Origin of the sequence: Sphingobacterium corticibacterium, assembly GCF_004208525.1 — a bacterium.
In the GTDB taxonomy this organism is placed as follows: Bacteria; Bacteroidota; Bacteroidia; order Sphingobacteriales; family Sphingobacteriaceae; genus Sphingobacterium; species Sphingobacterium corticibacterium.
The window spans coordinates 341,787-367,381 of sequence record NZ_SGIT01000003.1; the positions used below are offsets into that span (position 1 = coordinate 341,787).

General features: G+C 40.8%; 26 protein-coding genes. All 26 read right to left on the reverse strand.

Going from position 1 to position 25,595, the window contains the following annotated elements; all coding sequences use genetic code 11:
• Positions 1 to 8 precede the first annotated feature (8 nt).
• Positions 9 to 953 (reverse strand): hypothetical protein, encoded by a 945-nt coding sequence (locus EWE74_RS16275; RefSeq protein WP_130142684.1) that lies wholly within the window; start codon positions 951 to 953, stop codon positions 9 to 11.
• Positions 954 to 971: 18 nt separating this feature from the next.
• Positions 972 to 1,244: a PqqD family protein gene (locus EWE74_RS16280; protein ID WP_130142686.1), complete on the reverse strand. Its 273-nt coding sequence runs from the start codon at positions 1,242 to 1,244 to the stop codon at positions 972 to 974.
• A 53-nt stretch (positions 1,245 to 1,297) separates the two neighbouring features.
• Positions 1,298 to 3,706, reverse strand: a complete 2,409-nt coding sequence (locus EWE74_RS16285; RefSeq protein WP_130142688.1) for a GumC family protein — start codon at positions 3,704 to 3,706, stop codon at positions 1,298 to 1,300.
• A gap of 34 nt (positions 3,707 to 3,740) precedes the next feature.
• Positions 3,741 to 4,436, reverse strand: coding sequence for a polysaccharide biosynthesis/export family protein (locus EWE74_RS16290; RefSeq protein ID WP_239018687.1), 696 nt, complete (start codon positions 4,434 to 4,436; stop codon positions 3,741 to 3,743).
• A gap of 196 nt (positions 4,437 to 4,632) precedes the next feature.
• Entirely contained in the window at positions 4,633 to 5,772 is a 1,140-nt protein-coding gene (locus EWE74_RS16295) for an aminotransferase class I/II-fold pyridoxal phosphate-dependent enzyme (RefSeq protein ID WP_130142692.1), read from the reverse strand.
• A gap of 97 nt (positions 5,773 to 5,869) precedes the next feature.
• On the reverse strand, positions 5,870 to 6,514 hold the full coding sequence (locus EWE74_RS16300) for an acetyltransferase (protein WP_130142693.1): 645 nt from the start codon (positions 6,512 to 6,514) through the stop codon (positions 5,870 to 5,872).
• Entirely contained in the window at positions 6,492 to 7,235 is a 744-nt protein-coding gene (locus tag EWE74_RS16305) for an SDR family NAD(P)-dependent oxidoreductase (RefSeq protein ID WP_130142695.1), read from the reverse strand. The genes EWE74_RS16300 and EWE74_RS16305 overlap by 23 nt, the downstream gene beginning before the upstream one ends.
• Position 7,236: 1 nt before the next feature.
• Complete coding sequence (locus EWE74_RS16310) at positions 7,237 to 7,467, reverse strand: acyl carrier protein (RefSeq protein WP_130142697.1); 231 nt, start codon at positions 7,465 to 7,467, stop codon at positions 7,237 to 7,239.
• Positions 7,468 to 7,471: 4 nt separating this feature from the next.
• Positions 7,472 to 8,482 (reverse strand): 3-oxoacyl-ACP synthase III family protein, encoded by a 1,011-nt coding sequence (locus EWE74_RS16315; protein WP_130142698.1) that lies wholly within the window; start codon positions 8,480 to 8,482, stop codon positions 7,472 to 7,474.
• A 65-nt stretch (positions 8,483 to 8,547) separates the two neighbouring features.
• Entirely contained in the window at positions 8,548 to 9,156 is a 609-nt protein-coding gene (locus tag EWE74_RS16320; protein WP_130142699.1) for a sugar transferase, read from the reverse strand.
• Between the two features lies 1 nt (position 9,157).
• Positions 9,158 to 10,282, reverse strand: a complete 1,125-nt coding sequence (locus EWE74_RS16325; RefSeq protein WP_130142700.1) for a glycosyltransferase family 4 protein — start codon at positions 10,280 to 10,282, stop codon at positions 9,158 to 9,160.
• The gene (locus EWE74_RS16330) at positions 10,279 to 11,490 is read right to left on the reverse strand and encodes a glycosyltransferase family 4 protein (protein ID WP_130142701.1); all 1,212 of its coding nucleotides are present in this window, start codon (positions 11,488 to 11,490) and stop codon (positions 10,279 to 10,281) included. The genes EWE74_RS16325 and EWE74_RS16330 overlap by 4 nt, the downstream gene beginning before the upstream one ends.
• Entirely contained in the window at positions 11,487 to 12,053 is a 567-nt protein-coding gene (locus EWE74_RS16335; protein WP_206365281.1) for an acyltransferase, read from the reverse strand. The genes EWE74_RS16330 and EWE74_RS16335 overlap by 4 nt, the downstream gene beginning before the upstream one ends.
• 52 nt (positions 12,054 to 12,105) lie before the next feature.
• Positions 12,106 to 13,221 (reverse strand): right-handed parallel beta-helix repeat-containing protein, encoded by a 1,116-nt coding sequence (locus tag EWE74_RS16340; protein WP_130142703.1) that lies wholly within the window; start codon positions 13,219 to 13,221, stop codon positions 12,106 to 12,108.
• A 6-nt stretch (positions 13,222 to 13,227) separates the two neighbouring features.
• Positions 13,228 to 14,619 (reverse strand): glycosyltransferase family 39 protein, encoded by a 1,392-nt coding sequence (locus EWE74_RS16345; RefSeq protein ID WP_130142705.1) that lies wholly within the window; start codon positions 14,617 to 14,619, stop codon positions 13,228 to 13,230.
• Positions 14,620 to 14,623: 4 nt separating this feature from the next.
• Complete coding sequence (locus EWE74_RS16350; RefSeq protein ID WP_130142707.1) at positions 14,624 to 15,730, reverse strand: acyltransferase family protein; 1,107 nt, start codon at positions 15,728 to 15,730, stop codon at positions 14,624 to 14,626.
• Positions 15,720 to 16,868 carry a glycosyltransferase gene (locus tag EWE74_RS16355; RefSeq protein WP_130142709.1) on the reverse strand — a complete coding sequence of 383 codons (1,149 nt, stop codon included), beginning with the start codon at positions 16,866 to 16,868 and terminating at the stop codon, positions 15,720 to 15,722. Before EWE74_RS16355 ends, EWE74_RS16350 begins: the two co-directional genes overlap by 11 nt.
• Entirely contained in the window at positions 16,865 to 17,404 is a 540-nt protein-coding gene (locus EWE74_RS21500; RefSeq protein ID WP_130142710.1) for an acyltransferase, read from the reverse strand. Before EWE74_RS21500 ends, EWE74_RS16355 begins: the two co-directional genes overlap by 4 nt.
• On the reverse strand, positions 17,397 to 18,632 hold the full coding sequence (locus EWE74_RS16365) for an MATE family efflux transporter (RefSeq protein ID WP_130142712.1): 1,236 nt from the start codon (positions 18,630 to 18,632) through the stop codon (positions 17,397 to 17,399). The genes EWE74_RS21500 and EWE74_RS16365 overlap by 8 nt, the downstream gene beginning before the upstream one ends.
• Positions 18,633 to 18,635: 3 nt before the next feature.
• Entirely contained in the window at positions 18,636 to 19,664 is a 1,029-nt protein-coding gene (locus EWE74_RS16370; RefSeq protein ID WP_130142714.1) for an NAD-dependent epimerase, read from the reverse strand.
• A gap of 26 nt (positions 19,665 to 19,690) precedes the next feature.
• Entirely contained in the window at positions 19,691 to 20,428 is a 738-nt protein-coding gene (locus EWE74_RS16375) for a nucleotidyltransferase family protein (protein ID WP_130142716.1), read from the reverse strand.
• A 15-nt stretch (positions 20,429 to 20,443) separates the two neighbouring features.
• Entirely contained in the window at positions 20,444 to 21,622 is a 1,179-nt protein-coding gene (locus tag EWE74_RS16380; RefSeq protein WP_130142717.1) for a GHMP family kinase ATP-binding protein, read from the reverse strand.
• A gap of 16 nt (positions 21,623 to 21,638) precedes the next feature.
• Entirely contained in the window at positions 21,639 to 23,021 is a 1,383-nt protein-coding gene (locus EWE74_RS16385) for a nucleotide sugar dehydrogenase (protein ID WP_130142719.1), read from the reverse strand.
• Between the two features lie 22 nt (positions 23,022 to 23,043).
• Positions 23,044 to 24,450: a nucleotide sugar dehydrogenase gene (locus tag EWE74_RS16390; protein WP_130142721.1), complete on the reverse strand. Its 1,407-nt coding sequence runs from the start codon at positions 24,448 to 24,450 to the stop codon at positions 23,044 to 23,046.
• 14 nt (positions 24,451 to 24,464) lie between these two features.
• The gene (locus EWE74_RS16395; RefSeq protein WP_130142723.1) at positions 24,465 to 24,941 is read right to left on the reverse strand and encodes an adenylyltransferase/cytidyltransferase family protein; all 477 of its coding nucleotides are present in this window, start codon (positions 24,939 to 24,941) and stop codon (positions 24,465 to 24,467) included.
• A gap of 78 nt (positions 24,942 to 25,019) precedes the next feature.
• Entirely contained in the window at positions 25,020 to 25,544 is a 525-nt protein-coding gene (locus tag EWE74_RS16400; protein WP_130142725.1) for a winged helix-turn-helix domain-containing protein, read from the reverse strand.
• Positions 25,545 to 25,595: the final 51 nt, after the last annotated feature.

Genomic DNA, 25,595 nt, shown 5'->3' on the forward strand with positions numbered 1-25,595 from the left:
GTTATGTATTAATTTTCGCCAGTATGTCCAGCGGCTTTACTTCCGAAAACCGCTTTTGACGACATATAGGCCGCCTGCGCATCCGGAAGACACTCAAGCTGTCCGACCATGACTTTGCCAACTATTCGCGAAAGTGTATTTGTCATCGTCTGGAACAATGTCTTATTCCAACGGATAGCTGTGCAGCTCGGCAGAACGGCAATCAAACTATGCATGTTTTCTTGCTTTGTAAATCTATTGTATGGAGCCTGTTCCAAACGCACAAAAGCCTTCAACTCGACTTTGCTATTTTTGTAACAAGGCGTTTTTCCGCTCCAAGGCGTACCGTATATAAACACTTGATCATTATCTTCGATACGCACAGCCGGATTATCATCATTCAGCAGGGCTGTCTCTGGGATATGTTGTAGCCAAAGCTTACTATGCGTACTTTTTCCCGTACCGCTTTTCCCCAAAAACGCTACCCCATGTTCTGCTCGGTGCGCAATAACCGACGCATGGATCAATATGAGTTGATATTGCAGACCCGCCTGTCCAAAGACGACCATTAAAAGCCAACTGACTAACTCTCCCATTCGCGGATCCTTAGCGTTACCATAAATGACCGACTCTTTAAAGTCGCGTGTACTCTCCATCACCCATTGCATCTCCTTCACCGGATGTTTAATTTGCGTGACAAACGTATTTTCACGTTCGTAAAAGCGAAAATTATCTCCCCAGACAACAGAAATATCACTTCTCAGAACACCCATTTCGTTTTCTTCAGGGGGTTCACTTTCTAACAACGTTACGGTAGCAGCCGGGATTCGATCGTTGGCAACATTGATGCGAAACCCCGTAAATGAGGGCAAGAGCATATCCACATTCACTGTTGGAGATAATCGCAATTCCAATTGCAATCCAGCGATTTCATAAAAGAGACTTGTTAAGGTTGTTCGGGGGTTAATTTTCATCGTTTCTTCGCCTATATGCTATGCTTCAAATAGGCCAGCAACTTCAAATTCCCGAATTAGCGCAAGTGCGTCAGAAGTTGCCCGCTCCTGTGTAACCTCAAAGCGTTCACATAATAAGCCTGCAACCCGTTCCACGGTGACATCTTTTCCAGTTAGATTTTCCCAGAGCCATGCGGCGGTTTCGTTCAGCGTATGAACTTTAGAAAGATCTACCATCCCTTGCCCGGGATCTACCATGATATAATCGTCTCCAACCTTTCGGAGCACTAAATCTTGTCTTAAGGTCCTCATAGCGTAAAAATAATAAAAAATCCCGATGCCTTCCATAACACCGGGATTTTAATTTAGCCCCTAATCTTCGGCTTATTACTCTTGCCTTTGATGATATTCCAAAGCCGCTTACGCAAGGAAACTTCCTGCGTTTCGCCATAACCGTAACCATAGCCGTAACCGTAGCCATAACCACGCTTAAAGTCTACATCGTTGACGACAACGGCCATATTCGTTAATTTGCCCTCTTCATAGAGTTCTTTTGGAATATTCAATAAACGTCGATCTAAGTAATTAGCACGGGTCACATAAATAGTCATATCCGCATGCTCGGCAATCAGCAAGGTATCCGTTACCATGCTGACCGGCGCCGTATCCACGATTACATAATCGTACTGCATACGACCATAAGCAATCAAATCGGCAAAGTGACCATTCATGAGCAACTCGGCAGGATTTGGTGCGATATAACCTGAATAAATAATATCAAAATTATAAGGAGCCGGTTTCTGGATCACGATGTTGGACACTGACATCTCTGGATTCACGAGGTATTGGGTAATCCCGATATTCGTATGTTGCAAATGCGATAGCCCCAAGTAATCCAATACTTTGGGTGAGCGGATATCCGCACCGATCAGCAATACTTTCTTGCCGGACATGGACAAGATTTTCGCCAAATTAGTAGCGATAAAGGATTTGCCCTCGCCGGAAGTGGTGGAAGTAACATATAAGACCGCCGATTCGCTTTTCTTACTAGCCCCCAGCATAAAGGAGATATTCGTCCGTAAGATACGAATGGCCTCGGCCAGTGAAGAACGATCGTTCTCTTCAATAATCGGATGATCCGAGGCAGGGATTTCTCCCAAGATAGGCGCATGAAGTGCTTCTTCGATATCTTTTCGTGAGTGTATTTTGTTGTCGAGTAAGAACTTGATGTACAAAATACCAAATGGAATCAAGAAGCCCATAATCAAGGCACCGAGCATTACAATCATTTTACGAGGAGCTACGGGTGCCTTGTAACCGTAGGCTTCATCCACAATTTTCAAATTTGCCGGAGTAGCTGCCGCTTTAATCTCCGTTTCTTCCCGTTTCTGTAGCAAGAAGAGGTACAAGGTTTCCACAATTTGTTGCTGCCGGGAAATATCCTTAAAGCCACGCTCTTGGTTCGGTAACTGGTTGAGTTTACCCTCGAACTTACTTTTCTGACCCTGTAATGCATCTACGTTGCCCTGCAAAACCTTTCGATAATTATCCAACGATAGCTGTAACGTTTTATTAATCTGTGCGATATTATTGTTTAGCTGCTGTACCACAGGGTTATCCGGCGTAGCCGATTTCAACAAATCGTCCCGCTCGAGCACCAACTCATTGTAACTGGTAATATTCGCTTGTATCGATGGATCGCTTAGCCCAATATTCGAGGGCAGTAAATTGTATTCTGTGCTTAAAGTGGCTTCCCGCATCATATCCGCCAAACTCAGCTGTGTTTGGTACTCTACTAGCTTCTGCTCATTTTCCGTTGCATTTTGCATGTAGAGCCGTGCCTCTTCCTGCATATCCATTAAGCTGTTCCGGTCTTTAAAATCCGCCACTTTGGAATCTGCTTCTGCCAAGTCTCTAGAGATAAGCTCCAACCTGGAGGTAATAAACTTAGAGGTAGCTATTGTCACCTGCGCCTTGTCGGAGGTAACATCCTCGTTATATTGTTCTATTAGGGAGTTTAAGATGAGTTCCGATTTGGCAATCAATGGATAATCCATCGAGAAATTCACTAGGAATGATTGTGCTTCCTTATTCGGCGTAATCTGTACCGCGTTCCTTAGAATATCTACCGTGATATCTGCCGGAATATAGCTCACCTGCAAATCACCGTCCCATAGCTTAATATTTCCTTGTGGCACCAAGCTGATTGGGCCAATCGGTGTCTCCAATTTACTTCCTAGCGTGTAATCCCTCGCTCCTTTTCGTTCATCCCTTATTTTATAATTATCGCCTTTCTTGGTTACAGTAAAGGTATAGCCTACCGAATCCAACCGGGCATGGTTTGGCTCGAGCAGTAGCACTTTCAAAGGCGACTGGCTTTCTAACAATTCAGTGGATTTTATGTTTCCTTTCAAGTAATAGGAAAGATACAAGCGGTTCGTGTCGACCACTTTCCGCATTAACCTGCGAGAGCGCAACACCTCCATCTGGTCATTTACAAAAGCTGCAGAAGAACTTCCCATTCCCGTCATGGTAGCTAATTCTGCTAGACCCGCCATATCACCAGATGCCTGCTTTTCATCCTGCAAGAGAATCTTCGCGCTGGTATTGTAAATTTTCTGAGCATACCGTAGATACACGAAGGCAGCGAAAAGGCAAACGAGCACCGAAATTAAGAACCATTTCCAATAAAAGGCATATTGTTCAAAAATCTGCTTGAGGTTTAACTCTTGGTCGTCCGATTCCTTTATTTTAGGATAAGCGTTATTCTTCATAAATACTCTTACTTCTTTTCTTCGATTAAATTAGCTAGCGGGTCACCACGGATATCACCGTGACAATCAAACCTACGACCGATACAAAAATAGATGTTGTAGCCGTATATTTCGAGTTTTGTATCCGTGCACCATTTGGCTCTACGTACACTACATCATTTTGCGTCAGGTAGTATGCGGGAGAATTCATCGTTTCACGCTTTGTTAAGTCTATGCGGAATTCTACCTTTTTCCCATCTTGTTCGCGGATGACCAATACATTTTTTCGCTCTCCGTATATCGTCATATCACCTGCTAACCCCAAGGCTTCTAAAATCGTTACGCGGTCGTTCTCTATCGTAAATGTTCCTGGGCGTAGTACTTCTCCCAACACTGTTACACGAAAATTGCGAACCACCATCGAAATCCCCGGATCCAAGATATAGCGACCGACTTCGCCCCGCAATAAATCCATGGCCTGCGTGCGGGTCTTACCCGCCAGCTTGATCTTTCCTACTTTGGGGAAATCGATCTCACCGTTAGCATCAATAGCATAAGTAGGAATAAAAGGATTTGTTGCTTGTATGGTACCACCGCCACCTTGGTACGGCGAAACCTGGTTAAATGGTATTGTCGCACGTACATCATCCGCGGTTACAGAAATAGCTAGGATATCGCCGGGTTGCAATTTTGGGGCGTTAAGTTCATACATGGTATGCAGCTCCACTGAATCCGGCTGAAAATAAACCATATTTTTTTTGCTCGCACAAGAAGTACAAAACAAAATTGTTAGGGTGAGCAATGACAAAATTGCACCAAAAAAACGTTTAGACATAGATTTTTTATTTCGTTGAACTTGCTAAAGCAAAAATCTGTCCACAATATATGCAGATTTGCACAAAAGTAGTGTTTTTTTTATGAACACAGCTGCATTCTTATAGCGTATGTTATGATTTAGTAAAAAACTTGGTAACGACCCTTTCTATTCTTTTCCTTTCGCTACCTGTTAAGTTTGATCCAGAAGGTAAACAAAGTCCTTCATTAAACAAACGCTGTGCCACTTTTTCTCCATAATATGGACTGTTTGCAAAAACCGGCTGTAAGTGCATGGGCTTCCAAAGCGGCCTCGACTCTATATTATCCTCAAGAAATGCCAGACGTAAATCTTCTCTTGTTTTCCCACTTTTAGCTGGATCCATTAGGATGGCTGACAGCCAATGGTTAGAAAAGTAGTCGTCAGATGGCTCTGTAAATACCGAGACTCCGTCAATACCTTGAAATAATTCGGTGTAAAATTTGTGCATTTTACGACGAGCGATAATACGATCGTCTAAGACTTCCATCTGCCCCCGACCAATACCTGCACAAATGTTAGACATCCGATAATTATAACCAATTTGCGAGTGTTGGTAATGCGGAGCTTCGTCTCTTGCTTGGGTCGAAAGAAAAACGGCTTTGTCTTTGTCTTGTTGCGAATGACATACCATAGCACCTCCACCTGAAGTTGTTATGATCTTATTTCCGTTGAAACTTAATATGCCAAAACGCCCAAATGTTCCACAGGCTTGACCTTTATATGTTGAACCAAGCGCTTCGGCTGCATCCTCGATGACAGGGATATCAAACTCCTTAGCTACGGACAAAATCTCATTCATTTTAGCTGGCATACCGTATAGATGCACTACGATAATAGCTTTAGGCTTCTTTCCCTTAGCAAATCGATCACGTATGGCTTTCCGTAGATGGTTCGGACAGATGTTCCATGTATCTGGCTCGGAATCCACAAATATCGGCACGGCTCCCTGATAAGCGATTGGATTAGCTGAGGCCGAGAATGTCATAGATTGACAAATAACTTCATCACCATACTCTACCCCACATTCTATTAGCGCCAAGTGTAAAGCTGCAGTTCCAGCAGATAAGGCAGCTACTTTCACATCCGCATTCAAAAACGACTCTATATCATTTTCAAATCCATTAACATTCGGCCCTAATGGCGCCACCCAATTCGCATCAAATGCGTCGTGGATATACTCTAATTCGTTACCCCCCATGTGTGGAGAAGACAACCATATTTTTTCTGACATGAATTTTTATGCTATTACAAAAAACACTTTATACCATTAAACTTCAGTATTTAAATAAAATCAATTTCTATTTCTTAAAATTTGGCGATGAGTCTATTTAAAATATCTTTCTAGCTGGGTTGCCAAAAAATGTTCCGCTCTTTTTGATAGATTTTACAACTACACTTCCTGCCCCTATTCTAGAATTTTCGGGAATTTTTACCCCAGGTAATATAGTAGCCCCGGTTCCTATAAAAACATTATCTTCAATTACTACCCCACCGCCAAGATCTACATTAGGCATTATGCTAACACAATTACCTATTCTAACATCATGTCCGATTTGGCTACCTAAATTAATAAAAGTAGCATCTCCTATTTCTACATCACATGAGATGACAACTTTAGGGAACAAAACTACCCCCTCCCCAAAATTACTTCTTATACCAACAATAACTGATTCATGGATGTAACCGCAAATTTCAATCTGATTTTTTTTCTTAAGATTTTCAAAGAGAGATGATTTGAAATCACAATCCATTATGCCAATCAACACATTCTCTCTATCTTCAACAGATGACAACGAACCCAAAAGCATATCTCTCAATCCATACATATCCAATGAAGAAAAATTATCATCACGAAATCCTGAAATCCTATAAGTGGTATTCTTATCATTTTGGATCCACGAATGTATTTCACGTCCGAGCCCACCTGCACCAAGAATCACTATCTCTTTGCTATTGTACTGAATATCCGCCATCAATCTTCAAATTTTGTCCTGTAATCCACCTCGCCTTCTCTGATAATAAAAAACAAAGCAAATCAGCCACATCATCAACTTTCCCTATTCCCATTGGATGCATATCCTTTATTCGATCAACGTTTTTGGCATCAAGCTGTTGAAATAGTTGAGACGTCAATGGGGTATTAACAATTCCAGGAGAAACGGCATTTACACGAATTTCTCTTTTCGCCAATTCTAACGCCAATGATTTTACGACGCCTAATAAGGCGGCTTTAGAAGCGCAATAACCGACTTTCCCCGCCTGACCTAACTCACCCATTACCGACGACAACAAAACAAAACTAGCATTGTTCTCGGAATATTTCTTCTTAGAAAGAAGCCTTAAGAGCTCAATTGCAGAGAAAACATTAATTTGAAATATCTGTAAAACCTTTTCCGGAGAGTAAAGTGTAATTGGAATTGTTTCTTCCATCCCAGCGCAATGCACGAAACCGTCGAATTTGACATTTTCAAATTTATCCCGAAACATGTTTTCTATACTGTTTATATCAGTCAGGTCGTAAGCAATAAACTTAAAGTTTTGCTTATCTAGCAATCCCGATATCTTTTCCTCGTCTCTTCCTATCCCATAAACAATATTCTCTGGATCTTGAAGTAAGGAGATTACAAGCCCTTTTCCTATCCCGGATGTCGCACCTGTAACTAAAATATTTTTTTTTGACTCAACCTCCAACATCTTAAGAAAATTTGCTCTCGCCGATAAAGTCAATTACACTCTGTACTGTTGAAATCTCACCTATATTATCTCCCGTCAAGGTAACACCAAACTCGTCAGATACATAACCTATCAGCAACATCGCAGTCATTGAATCCCACTCGTCAAGATCTTTCAAATTAGTTTCTACAGTTAAAGTTTGCTCCACCTCGAGGACTTCCTGTAGGTTCTTTAAAAATTCCTGTTTTTCCATTCTATTATAATTTATTATTTATCTTAATGATTCCACCAGCCCAAGATAATCCCACTCCAAACCCCACAATTGCAATAATATATTCTTTATCAATAGCAATATCACTCAGTAACCTTTTTAAAGCAATGGGAATTGTATTGGAAACTGTATTTCCCCCATCTTCTAAATTAATATAAAATTGATCCTTTTCCGCTTTAATTCTTTTACGCAAAAAATCTAGCATAAAAGCATTTGCCTGATGAAAGACAAAATAATCCACCTTTTCAATCGATAAATTATTTCTATGGAGCAGATTCCCTGTAAATTTAGGTATATATTCAGAAGTGAAATTAAATATTTCCGGACCGTTCATGTAAAGGTGATTATCAGTATAATGATTATCGCTACCATAAGTAAGTAAAGTTGCGTTCGGATCAAATGCATATTTACTTGCTCCATTTTTTATAATAAGCTTATTTGATCCGCTACCATCTGTCCCAAATAAAAAGTCACCTATCATATCTTCGTCACTGACAGCAATCAACGTGGCAGAAGCACCGTCACCAAATATCGCCATATTCGATTTATCCTCAGGATGCAGGTATTTTGAATACGTTTCTGCTGTTACTAACAGTACATTTTCGACTTGCCCACTTTCAATTAGTGCCTTTGCTAAACTTACGCCATACACAAAACCAGAACAACCTAAATTATAATCAATAGCACCTATATTTGTCGAAAGTCCAAGTCTATCTTGTAGAATACAAGCGGTAGTCGGTAACAAGTACTCGGGACTTTGGGTACAATAGATGACATAATCTATGATCTTTTTATCTACTCTTAGAAAAAGTTTTTCACACGCTTTTACGGCCAAATCAAGAGCGGTTTCATGCTGAGAAGCCCAATACCGAGTTTTTATACCAACCTTACTTTCAAACTTTTCAAAGTCATAGTCAGAAAACCTACTTAACAAATCCAGATTAGTCACTTTATTGTCCGGAAGATAATACTCTATAGCTCTAATTTTAGATCCCATCTTTCTAATTTTAACCCTAACCTTATTTACAAAAATACATTATTACCCAGCATAATAAAAAAACATTATATTTCATCTCCTTTAAACGGCTCCATTGTAGCTTGTCCTTTAGCAGAGATTCCCTCTCTGACAAATACTTTTTTTATCGTTAAAAAGAAAATCTTAATATCTAATGCTAATGACATATTATCAACATACCAAACATCGTAATTAAATTTTTGCTTCCAAGATATCGCATTTCGGCCATTCACCTGAGCCCATCCTGTTATACCGGGTCTCACCTCATGTCGGCGTGATTGATATTCGTTATACAATGGCAAATATTGAACCAATAATGGCCGAGGACCAATTAAAGACATATCCCCTTTTAATACATTAATCAATTGTGGAATTTCATCTAAAGATGTTTTTCGGACAAAGGATCCTACAGGGGTGAGTCGTTCAGCATCTGATAAAAGAATTCCGTGTGCATCTTTTTTATCGTTCATGGTTTTGAACTTAACGATACTAAATATCTTTCTTCCTTTACCTGGACGACGCTGAAAGAAAAAAGGCTTACCATCGTTAGCAATAAATAACCCTATTGTAACTAAAATAAAAATTGGGCTTAATAGAAAGAGGCCAAATGACGCCACGAGAAAATCTAGCAACCTTTTAAAAAACTGCTTATACATACTACAGCGCTTTTAGAGAATTCAACATAATTCTGTTAACAATTGATACATCAAACTTATCTTCTGCAAGCTTTCGACTATTCTCTCCATATTCGATTATCTTATTCCTGTTATTACAGAAAAAAGTCATCGCACTTATGAGATCTTCAATACTATTTCTAGGAATTAAAACACCATTGTAATCTTTTAAAACAGTTTCTCTACAGCCAACATTATCAGTAGTAATAATTGCCCTGCCTGATGAAAGAGCTTCCAATATAGATCTAGGAACGCCTTCACGATACATAGATGGCAGAACAAAAACGGAACTGTCACGAACGTGCTCTATAACGTTATCAACGTGTCCCAAATAAGCTACAATCCCTTTTTGCATTAATATATCAATTTCTTCCTTCTGAATTGCATTAGGGTTTCCTTCATCTAGCCCACCGATAACGATAAATTCAACGTCTGGAAATTGATCTTTCAAAATTTCGGCGGCGCGTATAAAAAGACGAATTCCCTTGGCTTCTATTAAGCGTCCGACAAAAATAAATTTTACCAATGATGTATCGGGAACGGAGGAGGTAAATTTCTCCAAATTTATACCAGACCCCGGAGTTATTCTATATCTATTCTGTTTAAGAATACCTTTTTCTTTAAAAAATTCGACGTCATCATTATTCTGAAAAACTATGATATCATTTTTGCTGAAACTAAGTCTATACAAGTATGTCATAATGATTTTTGAAATTCTATCTTTCCAGTTCCGAGATTCTAAACCATAAAAACCCAAACCTGTAATCCAGTTTAGAGATTTTATCTGAGTGCCTATTTTCGCAAAGTTTCCATAAATCACAGGTTTCACCGTATATGGTAATATGAAATTGGGCTTTTCTTCTTTATAAATTCTTTTCAGATGCCTTATTGTTTTGATATCCCTAATTGGATTAAACCCTGTTCTCTCTAAAACAAAAGTTCTAAAACGTACATCTATATTCTTTAATATCTCAATACTTCTTTCATCCGTATCCGGCCCTAACGCCAAAACATCATAGCCATCCTCAACAAGATTTCTCAGTAAATCAAGTCTAAAATTGACTAATGACATTGTTAAACTGCTAATTACAATTATCTTTTTTTTCATTTACTCTTTTCAATTACCGACTTGTAAAAAGAACTAAAAAACACATTTCTTCTTCCCGCTAAAATGTCCATATTATATTCTTTAGCCTTCATAAAATTCACTTTAGCAGCATTTATTTGTTTTTCTTTCGAATTGATAAGTTCTAAAATTTGCGCCGATAATTTTTTATGATCACCAGTATCGTGCAATGATTCTACGAGTAAAAGTTCTGGGATACCCGCTGTTTTTGAGCCCAAACAGGGACAACCTCTACCCATCGCTTCAATTAGAGAACGAGGCAATCCTTCTTGACGAGATGGGTGTAAATACAAATCTAGCTTATCTAAAAAATGAAATACTTGAGGTCCACTCCGCAACTTTCCGACAAAAACTAAATTATCTATCAACCCAAGCTCTCTTGCGATATTTCTAACTGCATCCCCTTTCCCTCCCCCAACAAGATAAAGCTTAAAAGGGGGAATTTCATCTTTAATCAAAGCCAGCGCTTTCAGCGTTATATCATATCCCTTATAAAGCACATCAACATTACCGATCATCCCAAATCTCAGTTCTTTTTTTTTCTCTTCAAGCAACGAAATATGATTATTCAAAACATTTTCTTCAAAGTTCGGCAATTCAACATTTGATGCATAACTAACAATTGCCGTTGAGTTTGCAGGATAACGAATCTGCAAAAAATTTTCGGTTACATATATTACATGCTCCGCACCGCCCACATAACGGCGCATTTTCCGGTAAGAGAAAGGAGCTAGAATCTTTATTGCCAAATTTCTATAGTTATACCAAGGAGTAAATCTATAGTTAGCGATTGCATCGTAAGCGCACGCCACAACTTCAACAGCATAAGGAAGCTTAATTTCTCTACACACATCAATGACCGCATAGCCCAATTCGCTCGGCAATCTTGCGACAACGGCATTAATATTATGTTTCTCGATAATATTTTTTATGTCCTGCTTAACCCTAGATTTATATCGATATGTATTTGCGTGTGCCTCAAGATAATTTAAAAGCTCAAATGTAACCCTATCTCGAGAGGACATAGTTAGCTTTTCTTTATTATTTTCCGTCAGTGTCCTTCCAAGAACAACTACTTCCTGAAAATAATTTAAGTATCTGCTCCATACTGTATTAGGCAGTCCTCCCGGAGAGTAATAATCGTTGTCAATATAGGCGAACCGATGATCATGAACAAATAATACTTTCATATTTTTTTTATTAGCTTGGCAGGAATACCTCCTACTATTGAATTTGATTCAACACTCCTATTTACAACTGCACCTGCCGCCACAATCGAGCGATTTTTAATAACAACACCATCTAGAATTCTTACACCCGCTCCAACCCACACATCACTCTCTATGGCTATCCCTTGGGTCGTTACAGGATTATATTTAATAGGCGTGTCTTGATCCATCCAAGTATGATTCGCACTTATTAACGAAGTAGAATGAGCAATAGAAACCTGATTTCCTATAGTAATGCCCCCATCGCAATCTATCATACAATATTCGTGAATACTTACGTCATCGCCGCAAGAAAAATTGTCCCACCGCTTAATTATTGTGTTGCAGCCTATTGAAACATTATCGCCTATTTTTTTCGCTTTGGCTTTTAGAATAACATATCTAATCATTTTTGATAGATAACCATTGAATGGAAAAATCACATGCCATACAAACCGCAATATAAAGTTTGGGAAAACCCTTACAATTTTAGAAATAACTGATAATGGTGATTTTGCCACCTTAAAAATTTGTCGTCCTGTCATTTAATAATTTGAAAAACCAAAATATATATCCCTTATCTTACAGTAAGATCTTCTATTGTATTACTCTAATCTGTTTTTTTGAATTCACTCCTTTTAAAGTATAATCAAATCCTTCTACATGTTTTACATCCTTTATAGTTATAATGGGTGCGAATCTTTGATCCCGCTCTATCTCAATTGCCTTTAACCGGTTACCTGTCAAATTCGGGGATATTACTTCAATATTACCTTTTACTGTATTCATTCTTTTATTGCTTTTATATCCTGCTATACGAATGCCTATCGGCGACCCTATGTCTTTATGATTGATTATTTTAGCAGAAGTCGTATTTTCCTTACCTTTTGCGATCTTTCTTAGAAAAATATCAATCCCTCTAGCACCATTTTTATACGTTACGTTATTCATTAGGACGATTTCCTGTGTCAATTTTGGCCCAGGTTCAATATCGATACCTGACTTCGGAAATACTCTTCTCGTATTTGCTATCAAGTTATTATAGACCTTCATGCCCTTTACCCCCACAATAGATATACCATTACGCCCATTATTGTTGAAATAACCGTTATATATACCAATGCTTTCGCTTTCATCATAAATTCTCCCATTGACTTTATCCCATATAACCCCTACATAAACACCATCGCCCCAACAATTAGTGATCTCTGGATTATAAATTTGGATATTTTTTGAACTTCTAATCCCAATCCCCATTCCCCACTCTCCAGCCTTACCTAAGTGGGTTAAAATATCCCCTTCAATTTTCGGAAAAAATATCTTTACGTTTTTGATTCTATGCACTTCCAATATGTTGTAAGTATCCTTCTTTGACGGAATCAATTTTAAACTTGAGTTTTTATTAAAAAGTATGACCGAATTAGATCGTAGTCTAAGACCGCGGTCATTAATCAAAACAGGAAAATCAGGCATTGAGACAATAGCATTCTCATCAATACCTTGCTGTAAATACCTCGTGTAATCGATAGATCCATCTTTGATGTAACCCGAAGGTAAATACTTTGCCAAGTCACTAGCCTTATCACTATAATTGTCAAACTCTATATTGATACTGTTTTGATTATAAGCACTGGGCTGATGTTGTCTTTCCGCATCCTGTGCACATCCTAAACTAAACCATACGACAAATATTGTAACATATAATATTTTCATAGCTTATCAGTTTTTAAAGATATAATAAGCACAATATATGCCAATTAACACCAAAGTCGCAGATTGCATCACCCTTCTCCTCAATTTAGGAGACAACAATTGTCGTATATAAAGACAATATATAAATATAATTGGGTAAACGCAATAAGTTCGACGGGCGTTAACAGATGTTGAAGCCATCATTAATAAAATTACAGAAACCATAAATAATAAGTTTAACTCTAGAGGAATCACTTTATATTTCTTTAATAATAGGCCACACAAAACTATGCTCCAAACGTATACCCAAACAACACTTGCGATACTTTCTATAAAGCGCCATGGCGTATAATATCCCTCTACAGGATGTCTACTGTAAGTTGATTGATTTAAGGAAGGATACCAAGATCTCCAAAACGGAACGGCAGGGGCGACTTGACTGTTTACCGCCATTAAGGTTTCCTTAATACCGGGAGGCAAACTATTAAGCAATACAGCGGCAGAGGCCTCCGTTCGTTCTACCCGTTCCAAGTGCCCCTCATAGGTATCCGTGTTTTCCTGATACTTGCCGAAAAAAAAAGGAAAAGCTATAAGCCCTACTATAGGGATTAATGCAATCACCAATACTTTTAATCTCGGCTTACTTCTCGCTTGTACCCAAAGATATAGTAGAATAAAAGCAGAAAAAAATAACCCATGCTCCAAGCGAAATCCACAAATCAAGACAAACAATAACACCAATTTTCCAAGGCCATTTTTAACAGTGTTATGATTTGTAATAATATACGCCCCGATAGTATATAAAAGATAGACATGTGGATCTCTGTTGAAAACGACGGAATAAATAAAAACATGGGTAAAAAAGGCATAAAACAGAGCGTAGACCAATGATTGCTTTGTGGGAAAGTATTTTTTTAAACTGAGATAAACAAAAGGGATTGAGAATGCCCCTAGCCACACACTTTGTAGCTTCTGCACAAGAATATTATTTTCATCAAAAATTTGCGCAAAAAAACTTAAACACAAATTGCCGAAGTTAAACAGTGTGTATCGAATTGTCATCAAATAATCCTTCCCCTGCGCATCAACTACATCGGAGAAACTTTGGAGTTGGTAATCTGAAAAGCTCCAAAACTTCTTCGAATCAACCATCATAAAAAAATCTATGTAAGGATCTTTGACAAAGAGATAATTCGTAATATACATATACAAACTGTATACGCAGAAAGGGATGACAAAACTCAGGACTGTATTCTGATCTTTATATGCTCTTCTAAGATAGGAAAAACTTCCTGCAAACAGGGCAACCCACATAATAGAAAAGGAGAGCCAACCCGTGTATACAGTATAAAATACCGTTAGTAAAAAAACGATAACGAACAGAAAAAAACCAAAGAAAAAGAAACGCTTTAAGACCATAATTTTACTTTGCAATTCTTTTATTGAGCCAACTATTAAAAGGTGCTTCCACAAGCCTAAAAGAAACCCATGAAGATAAAATTGTCATTAATAAAAATAGTAGAAGACCAATAAAAACATTAAATTCATTTTCTATCCACATATCTTTTTTAAACGAAAAATTTAAAATTCGTAAAAAAATCATATGATTTAAATAGATAGAGTAAGATATCATCCCCAAAAAATACAATATTCTCGAGCCAAAGAAATCACTTAACTTATTGCTTTGTGTGAGCGCTAATATCAAAAGGCCAAATAAAATATTTAACAGTATATCACTTCTATCAATACCATAGAAAATTAAAATACATCCAATAATAATGTACCAGTATTTACCCGATAACTTAACGTATTCTTTTCTATAAATATATACGTAATAAATAGCAAGTCCGACGATATAACTTCCTAAACATCGTAAAAATGCACCTGTTCCGTTCGACATTCTTAATTCAAGCATCGAATAATTCACATGCTGGTCGTATAATTTTTGTGTATTCAATATGGGCGCAAGAATAAAGATCACTGTGGCTAAAAGAATCAGAAACACAGGCTTTTCTCTAAAGTGTTTTGTACTTATTAGAATAAACGGAAAAATAATATAAAGAAACCATTCTGTACATAAGGACCAAGACACGTTATTGAGCGTAAAGGACTTCGGTAACCACAATTCGAAAAATAATAGATTCGCCACCAAAATTTCCGGCCTATTTATTTTATCTAAATTGAATACAAAAAAATAAATGATTGTACTAAAAAAATATAGCGGGTATACTCTATTAAATCGCTTAATCATAAATCGTTTGTAGTCCAAGTTCGTAACCGCATTTCCGAAACGCTTGTCATAGGAAAGCGCTAACACAAAGCCGCTAAGAATAAAAAACAATTCAACCATCAAATATCCATGATTCGCATAATTAAAACGCATATAACCCAGCAAAGAATCAGATGCCTGCTTTTCGAAATAATCAATATAATATTTCGAAATAAAGTGATGAATTGCGACAATGAGAGCTGCGAGCCCCCTAATTCCAGTTAAGGATCTTATTTCTTTATTAGCCGCATTACTTTGCATTAGTAGCAGTCTTATAAATGTTAAAAAGATTATTAACCATATTCGTTATAGAAAAACTTCTCGCAAATGTCTGGCCTGTCTCTCTCTTGTTAACTAAATCCGAAGCTTCAAGTAAGTTTACAATCTTTTGTGTCGCGTCATCAACATCCGTCGGATTATACATATACTCATGATAGCCTTTTTCTGTAGCTTCATAGTGAGGTGCAATCGCAGATGCTGCGACAGGTAACTTTACATATTGTGCTTCGATTAATACATTTCCAAAACCTTCATACAGTGACGGAAAAATGAAAAGGTCAGAGCAATGGAGGTATGGCGCAATATTAGTCTGCATGCCAACAAATAGGACATGGGGAACTAATCCTTGTTCTTTTACGTAATCTTGAATTCGCCTCATTAAGGGCCCCACCCCTAACAATACCAAACGATATTTATTTTCAATAGGATCCAGCCTCTTAAACACGTCGATCAAAAATTGGTGGTTTTTCTGTTCTTTAAAACTACCAACATGAATAAATACTTTATCAGCACCAGCTACAAGGTCATCCAGTTCTGCCTGTTTATCTGCGGACAATGATGGGTAATTATGAAATTTTGAAAAGTTAACACCGTTATAAAGAACCTGAAATTGGCTTTCTGAAGGCAGTTCGTCCACCACATTTGTAAAATACTTCAGATTTGCTTTAGAATGTCCAACTATCCTTGTTGCGTACTTCAACGTCAGTCGCTTATGATAATTCAGATATAACGCACGTACGGAACCAAGAAGTGGCCTACCTATCCAATTGTTCCGAAACATAGCCCGCTCATTATGTAGAGATACAACAAAAGGTATAGCCAAATCATGACAAACCTTAGCGAACAAACCTGCTGTATGTCCCCCTCTACTATGCACGATGTCAAATTCTCTTTCCGAAAGTACCTTTTTTAAAAACCGTGCATCTTTGAAGGGCTTTTTATGCTTCCCAAAATCGATAAGGTCTACACCTAACGCCTCATAATCTTTATCCAAAGCTCCTCCCAAAGAACATAATACTGACATCTTCACCCCGTGCTCTATCAAATAAGGCAGACAAGACAAAAGAGTTTTCTCAATCCCTCCCATCTCCAATTTGCTAATGATCGTCAGGACCCTCATGATTTATCTAGATTATATTTCTTCGTTAGATATTCCTTTTTTTCCGCCGAGTCTAATCCATTTATAGCATCCAATTGTGGAATCATCTTCGCTTTATATTCATCATAAGTGCGAAGTACTTTAGCAGGCACACCCGCAGCAACACAATTTGCAGGAATATCTTTTGTCACCACCGAACCGGCGCCGATGGCCACATTGTCCCCAATTGAGACGCCCGGCATTATCGTTACCCTAAACCCAACAAAAACATTATTACCAACTTTCACAGGTTTATATATAAATGCATTAGGTATTTCTTTCCGAAAAATATCCAATGAGCCGTCATGTGTAAGAAACTGAATATCACCCGAAAAAAGGCAATCATCTCCAATAGATACCAAATATGGTTCCGAACCAAACATACCATGGCGGCATGAGACAATGCGATTGTTCTTACCTATCTTTACTCCCATCTTTTTGGCATATTTAATCGGGTTCTTTTTCGCTAAATACCTTAAATATAAACCTCTAATCATCAAATATAAACTTCTAATCATACCTCAATCGTTTTATAAAAGTGAAATATACAATAAAGTACAGAAAAAGACTAGCAATCTCCACATAAAGAACAATCAATGCAATATCAATCATACCATTTAACCTAGAGAAGTTTACCCAGCTAAAAAGTATTACAAAGGAGAGTATAGAAATAGGTAGTTTCACCCATTGTTTCCTGATACAAGTCAATGCCGTACCTATAAAGATATAGCTAAATGTAATGGTCGTCCCTAAAAGAATGACAGTTAAAACATCAGTGTACTTTGCATACTCCTTTGTATAAAGAATAGTTAACACCTCCTCTCCGAAAAAATACAGAAAAATAGTCAATGCCAGTCCTATTCCTCCTCCTATTCCTATCATTTTAAATAAAAGGCCATTTAGTTTAGTAAACGCCTTATTCTTAACAAAATCCGCCATTTTGGGTATCGCCGCCTGCGCTAACGACGATATAAACTGCCCCCCTAATGATTTAAAATACAACAGACTACCAAAAATAGCTAAGGCTTCTACTCCAAAAAATTTCTCGACACTTATTCTCGGATAATTTAGATAATATTTATCTATAAATATTGCAAGAAACATGGGCAAACATAGCCCTATTAACAATTTCATTTTTTTCCAATTGGGAGCTACCAGTTTTAAATCGGATTTATTTAAAAATCCTCTCCTTATCACTTGCTTTCTCTCATAAAAAAAGTATAAAAGAAACCAACTGGCTAAATAGCCTATAAGAGAGATTAATATATTCTTAAATACAATAGATAGGCTTGTTACAACAAGTATGGCAACAACCCCTCTGATAATTCGTGACTTAGCAACATAGTCTAACTGGTGATTTTTTTGATATACGCCATATAGCAAATCCAATTGGGATTCAAAACTTTTGATGAGAGCGACAACAAGTATTATATATAAGAATTCTGGCTTAAGAATATACGCAACAATTCCCAACACGATAACACCTAGAGTAGCTGTCACAACCCTAAATATGGTATAATCCACAAAACTAAGCTCCGATTCATTATCCGTAATATAGAAATTTCGAAGTTGCATTTCTAGTGCCAACATAAGAGGAGTGGTAAATGCTCCAGCATAAATAAACTGCCCCACGTCTTCCATAGGAAACAGCTTAATAAATATTAATAATATAAGATATTGACTTGCTGCGTAGCCAAGGTTTCCAATGAGCGCAAAACCAAAATTTTTCTTTAAACTTAAAGCCACAAACTACAGTTTATTATACCCCCTATACCACTCCACAAACTCCGCCACCCCTTCCTGAATCGACGTCGTACTCTTATAACCTAGTGCATTCAGATGCGCCGTATCTGCCCACGTGCGCGGTACATCGCCGGGCTGCATACCCATCATATTCTTTTCCGCTACTTTGCCCAGATGCTGTTCCAATGTCTCGATGAATTCCATCAACGAAACCGGAGAGCCATTTCCGATATTGAACACCTGAAACAACGGCTGTTCTTTTTCCTTTACCGGAGGGTTATCCAAGGTAATGATGATACCCTGCACGATATCATCGATATACGTAAAATCACGGCTCATCTCACCGTTATTGAATACCTTGATCGGACGGTCTTCGGTAATCGCCGACGCAAATAAGATCGGCGCCATATCCGGACGGCCCCACGGACCGTAGACCGTAAAGAAACGTAGACCCGAGGTCGGGATCTTGTACAGATGGCTATAGGTATGCGCCATCAGTTCGTTCGCTTTCTTCGTTGCCGCATATAAACTGACCGGATAATCCACACGGTCATCCTCCGAGAAAGGCACTTTACCATTTTCGCCGTATACCGAGGAGCTGGACGCATACACCAGATGACCGATGGCATGATGTCTACAACATTCCAGAATATTCACAAAACCAACAACGTTGCTGTCTACATAAGCCATCGGGTTTTCCAGGCTATAGCGTACCCCTGCCTGGGCGGCCAGATTGACCACTGCATCGAATCTTTCGTTCTCAAAAAGCTGTGGTAAAGCTTCCCGGTCTTCCAGGTTCATCCGCACAAACTTAAACAGGGGCGAAGTCGCCGATAACGCTTCCTGCTTCCATTGCCCGGCTGCTTCCCGGTCGATGCCCAGTTCCTTTAAGCGGGCGTATTTCAGGCCCACATCGTAATAATCGTTGATATTATCGATACCCACCACTTCTACCCCTTTGGCCACAAGGGCCTTGCTTAGATAGAAACCGATAAAACCGGCGGCTCCCGTAACGAGTACTTTTTTATATGACATGTTTGTTCTCTTTATATAATGAATATTTATACTTCTTTAAAGACTTCCTGCGCATGCTCATAAGCCGCCATATCGCCGATATCGTAGCGTTCGCCGTTGATCGGCCAGGCGTACACCTCGGTCTTTCTGCACAGCCAGGCGGCCAGGTTGCCCGGGGCATCATACCCACAGCCCTGATCGATCGCCTGCTGGATGAGGGGAAGATCTTCTTTTTTATAATAGTAAAATGGTGGAACCGCCCAGTGCGAGGGCGGATTCTCCGGTTTTTCGTGCATGGCGATGGCCCGCATATTTTCATCGGCTTCCAGTACGCCCGTTTTCTGCAACGCGGCCAGCGACGGTTCTTCGTGGCAGCTGATACAGCTCGTTCTTTTCTCCCGTGCATAGCGCACAAAATTGGCAAAGGAAAAAGTCACCACATTATCACCGGCCAGCACCAGGAGGTCTTCGTTAATGCCCAGCTGCTCTATGGCAAACAGGATGTCCCTGACTGCACCCAGCCGATTATCATTGCTGGTCGTACCATCGTTTAAGATGACAATATCTTTTTTATAGCCCGAGGCTGCCTTCCAGTCTTCAAAATGCTGATGAAAGGTAGCATTGGTAACCACGATATGCTGATTTACCTGCTCAATGCCATCCACGGCCTCTACTAAACGGTCCAGTATCGTCTTACCGCCCACTTCTAAAAGGGGTTTCGGAAAGTGCTTGGTCAATGGATACAGCCGTGTGGCATAACCCGCCGCTAATATCAATGTTTTCATCTGATTCTTTTTTTGCTAACTGACTCTTCTTACGCCATCGGCCGTTTTACAGACCCGGACTTCATATTGCCCCTCCATCTCCGGATATTGAGACAGATAACTTTTGGTGACGTAGTCTATCGCTTCCTCCCGGTATGCAGGGTCGGACAGTGCTACACAGCAGCCTTTGAAACCTGCCCCGCTGAACCGGCCACCATATACGCCCGGAGCCTGTTTGATGGCTTCGAACAGGCCGATCATCTCCGGACAGCCCGACTCCCAGAAGCGGATAGAACTATCCCCCGATTCAAACATGATCGCGCCCAGCATCGTAATATCCCCTTTGGCAAAAGCCTCCACAGCGCGGTCCACCCGTTCGTATTCGGTCATAAAGTGCGTAGCACGTTTTGCCAGTGCATCCGGCAGCCTATGCTTCCATTTATTGTACACGTGTGTATCCACATCCCTTAAACGGGTATCCGTAAACGCGCTGTAGGGCATCCCTTCATACGCCAGCAGCGAATAGGCGGCAACTTTGCACTCATCGGTGCGGGTATTGTACCCCGTGTTGACCAGGGTACGCGTCAGTCCGCTGAAGAAGATCAGGATATCAAAGTCGGGCATTTCCGCAGGCTGCGGGATCAGGCGGTAGGAATCATCTTTTGTATCCAGATAGAGCAGATGGTTCTTTTTGCTCAGCACTTCACAGCTCTGGTCAAGTTTGCCCAGACTCAGACCGATATATTCCTTTTCCGCAGCAAAGGCCAGTTCGATCAGGTCATGCTCGCTGATTTCTATATCGTTGACATCGGCAAGCGCCATGATATAACACAGCAGCACGGCCGAAGAAGAGGATAACCCCCCTACCGGCAGCGATCCGCAGATCAGCCCCTGCACACCGATGGTAACTTCATGTTTTTTGGACAGGGTATAGATAGCGGCCTGTATATAACGGCCCCACGTATCATACCTGCCGGGCATGGTCTCTATAGCGAACAGTACCTGCCCTTCGAAATCGGTACTGAACAGGTTGATCACCCCCGTTTCCGTCGGAACGTAATAAAAATCGACACCATGGTCCAGCGCAAAGCCCGTCACATGGCCGTGCTGGTGATCAATATGTGCACCCACCGGGCACACCCGATAGGGGCTGTATACATGTCTTACATCCGTATCCGGCGTATCCGGAAAAAGCGTTTTAAAGTCTTTGTGCATTTTTTGCGTATTTATATTATTCGCCGATGGCGTAATAAGCGAATCCCAGCCGGTTCAGTTCCTTTCTGTCCAACAGCTTCCGGCCGTCGAATACAAACGAAGGCCGTTTCATACCTTCCTTGATCTTTGCCCAGTCGTAGCCCTTGAATTCATCCCACTCGGTGAGTACGGCAGCTGCATGTGCACCGTCCAGGGCCTCGTAAGCGTTGTCCACCACTTTCAGCAACCGGCGGTTGTCCTCCGGTGAACGGGTACCCAGGTAATCCAGGTCCCTGTAGATCTGTTCGGCAGATACCTTTGGATCATATACCACCACCTGCGCCTCTTCGTCCAGCAGGTGGTCCGCCACGTAGATCGCAGCAGATTCACGTGTATCGTTCGTGTCCTTCTTGAAGGCCCAGCCCAAAAAAGCAATATGCTTGCCGTTCACCGTGTTGTACATCGTCTGGATGATCTTCTCCGCAAAACGCGTCTTCTGGTGGTCGTTCATGATGATAACCTGCTCCCAGTAGTCCGCTACTTCATACAGGTTGTATGTCCTGGCAATATACACCAGGTTCAGGATATCCTTCTGGAAACAGGAACCCCCAAAGCCGACCGACGCTTTCAAAAACTTCCCGCCGATACGCGAATCCTGACCGATAGCACGCGCCACCTCGTCCACGTTCGCACCCGTAACCTCACACAGTTCCGAGATCGCATTGATCGAAGAGACACGCTGGGCCAGGAAAGCATTCGCAACCAGTTTCGACAGCTCCGATGACCATAGGTTCGTCGTCAGGATACGCTCCCGTGGGACCCACGCCGCGTAGACATTTACCAGGGCCTCGATCGCTTCCGCATCCTCCCCGCCGATCAGTACACGGTCCGGGTTGTGCAGGTCGGTAACGGCCGTGCCCTCCGCCAAAAACTCCGGGTTCGATAGGATATGGAAATTCACACCGTTACCCGTGTTTTCCAAAATATTTTTCAATGCTTCGGCCGTACGCACCGGAAGCGTGGACTTCTCCACCACGATCTTATCGTCTTTCGCAACGGCTGCAATCTGGCGCGCGCACAGCTCGATAAATTTAAGGTCAGCTGCCTGTCCTTTACCTTTACCATAGGTCTTGGTCGGGGTGTTCACCGAGATAAAGATCATATCGGCCTCATCGATCGCCCTGTCAACCTCCGTGGAGAAAAACAGGTTGCGCCCGCGGGCTTCTCCCACAACGGCATCCAGCCCGGGCTCGTATACCGGAAGTTTATCCAGGTCTTCGTCGTTCCACGCGGCAATACGCGCATGGTTCAGGTCTACGACCGTAACTTCGACATCCGGGTTCTTCTGGGCAATGACCGACATCGTCGGCCCCCCGACGTAACCCGCTCCGATACAGGTGATTTTTTTTATCTCTTTCATTTTATTAGTAGTATAGTTAAGGTTAAAGTCTTGCGTCTACCCACGCTCGGGGCAACATACTTTTTGCGTCAAACACGACACTTTTTTCTTTTTTGAGCTGATTAATATTAATTGTTAAAAAGGCTTGATGTGCTGTCGCCAAAATAATAGCTTCATACTTTGCAATCGGTATTTCGGAATCGTCCGACACGCCTTCTGCTTTAAGCGGAATGCCATATTCATGATATACTTCCTCCGCATCTGCCCAAGGATCGTATATTTCGACCTCCACACCGTATTCTTTAAGTTCCCGGTAGATTTCCACCACCTTCGTATTTCGGATATCCGGGCAATTCTCTTTAAAAGTTATGCCTAGAATAAGTGCTTTCGCTCCACGGATACTAATATCTTTCGCTACCATCAGCTTAACCACTTTGGAAGCAATAAACGCGGGAATCGAATTATTGACGCGCCTTCCAGACAAAATCACATCAGGGTAATAGCCAAGTTGCTTCGCTTTATGCGTGAGGTAATAGGGGTCGACCGAGATACAGTGTCCGCCCACTAATCCCGGTTTATATGTTAGAAAATTAAATTTCGTACCTGCAGCTTCCAACACATCATTGGTGTCGATGCCCATCCGGTCAAAAATAAGTGCCAGCTCGTTTACAAACGAAATGTTGACATCCCGTTGGGCATTCTCGATCGCCTTCGATGCTTCCGCTACTTTAATGCTCGGCGCTTTGTAAGTGCCCGCGGCAATAATGGTCTTATACAGCCGGTCGACTTCCTCCGCAATCTCCGGTGTAGAACCCGAGGTCACTTTGGTAATCGTCGTTAAGGTATTGATTTTATCGCCCGGATTAATACGCTCTGGCGAATAACCGACGAAGAAATCACGGTTGAACGCTAAGCCGGAAGTCTTTTCTAAAACAGGCACACATTCTTCTTCCGTGCAGCCGGGATAGACCGTAGACTCATAGATCACGATATCACCGCGCTTAATGACCCTGCCCAACATTTCCGAAGCTTTTCTTAACGGACGGAGATCAGGCGTATTAAGTTGGTCAATAGGCGTGGGAACGGTAACAATAAAAATTTGTGCGTCTTGAATATCGGCTATATCACTAGAAAAGGATAATACGGCAGATTCCCGGGGATTGTTGAATTGCGTTTCGTCACACTGGGAGTCACTAAATTGGTGAACCGAAACCCCGTCTAAAGTCGAGGTTTCTAGCATCGTGCTGCCTATCAAAACCGCTTTTAGTTTTTCGATATCAGCTTCCTGCGTTCGATCGATTCCATTCGTCAACTCGCGCACACGCTCTTCATTGATATCAAACCCTACAACCGGAAAATAATGCGCCAGTTCAATCGCCAAGGGCAACCCCACATAGCCTTGACCGATGACGGCAATTTTCTTATTACTCGCAGATGTCTGATTTTGCATGTACGCGGTTTGGCTTATTTTTTACCGTTTTTTTCGTTTTCTCTTTCGTAAACAATCCGGCGTAATCCCGAACTGGAAAAGCGGTGATCGCGACTATTGAAATACAGCTCGATACCTTTATCTTCACAGTATTTACGGCCGGTAAAATCTTTGTCCTTGTATTCATCACCGACAATACGGACATCCAATTTGAATGATTTTAAGATGTCTTCCAAGTCTTGCTCCGTTGAATAGGGCACGATTTCATCTACATATTGACAGCCGCGCAATTGGATATAACGCTCAACCACCGTTTGCGTAGGTGCGTTTTTTTCCGGACGGTCTAACGTCGGATCCATCTGCAGACCGCAAATCAAATAATCGCATTGGCGCTTTGCCTCGGCCAACATCATAATGTGCCCGGCGTGCAATAGATCAAAAGTGGAAAAAGTAATCCCAACGCGAGGGCCTGGATTATAATCTTCTCTTTTTTTAACAACTTTTTTTTCCATAATGTTATTCTTATCTGCTGTTCAATGTTTTTTGCCCCGGTAGACTTTGCCCCCTATAAGCAATAAAAGTGCCAAGTGTTAATTAAGTAGATTTTCACGCCCTTTCTGATACACCACAATAGAAGCACCACTACTGGGCTTTTCGAAGTTTATCCTGATTTCCTTGTTGATTAATTTTCCGGTTTTCTCGGAGAGTTTCTGTAAATATTCTTTGTCGAGGTTTTCGCCCGACACCACGACGTCCAGTTGGTCAGATTCCTGTCCTTTCGCATAGGCCCCTACCAGCATCACCTCCCGTACGTCGCCTGCACGCTCCATCACCTGATCCACGACTTTATCTACCCCCAAAAAAGAGTGTACTAAACGCTGAACAGGATTAAATAGCGGATGATCGATATTCGCCCGGTACAACACCTTCTTCTGTTCCTGCTTCCGTTCTAAAAATCCCGCTTCTGTTAATTGATTCAGTTCTTTCCGGATGGCGTTGGTGGATTCATCAAATTCTTCGGCAATGCCCCGTAGATAACCCGTGTTACCTGCCGATACAAAAAATTTGATCAGTAGTTTTAATCTTGTTTTGGAAGTGATCAATGCACCTAGCATACGTTTTCCCTTTATTGAGCAACAAAGGTACTCGATGATTTACTAAAATGC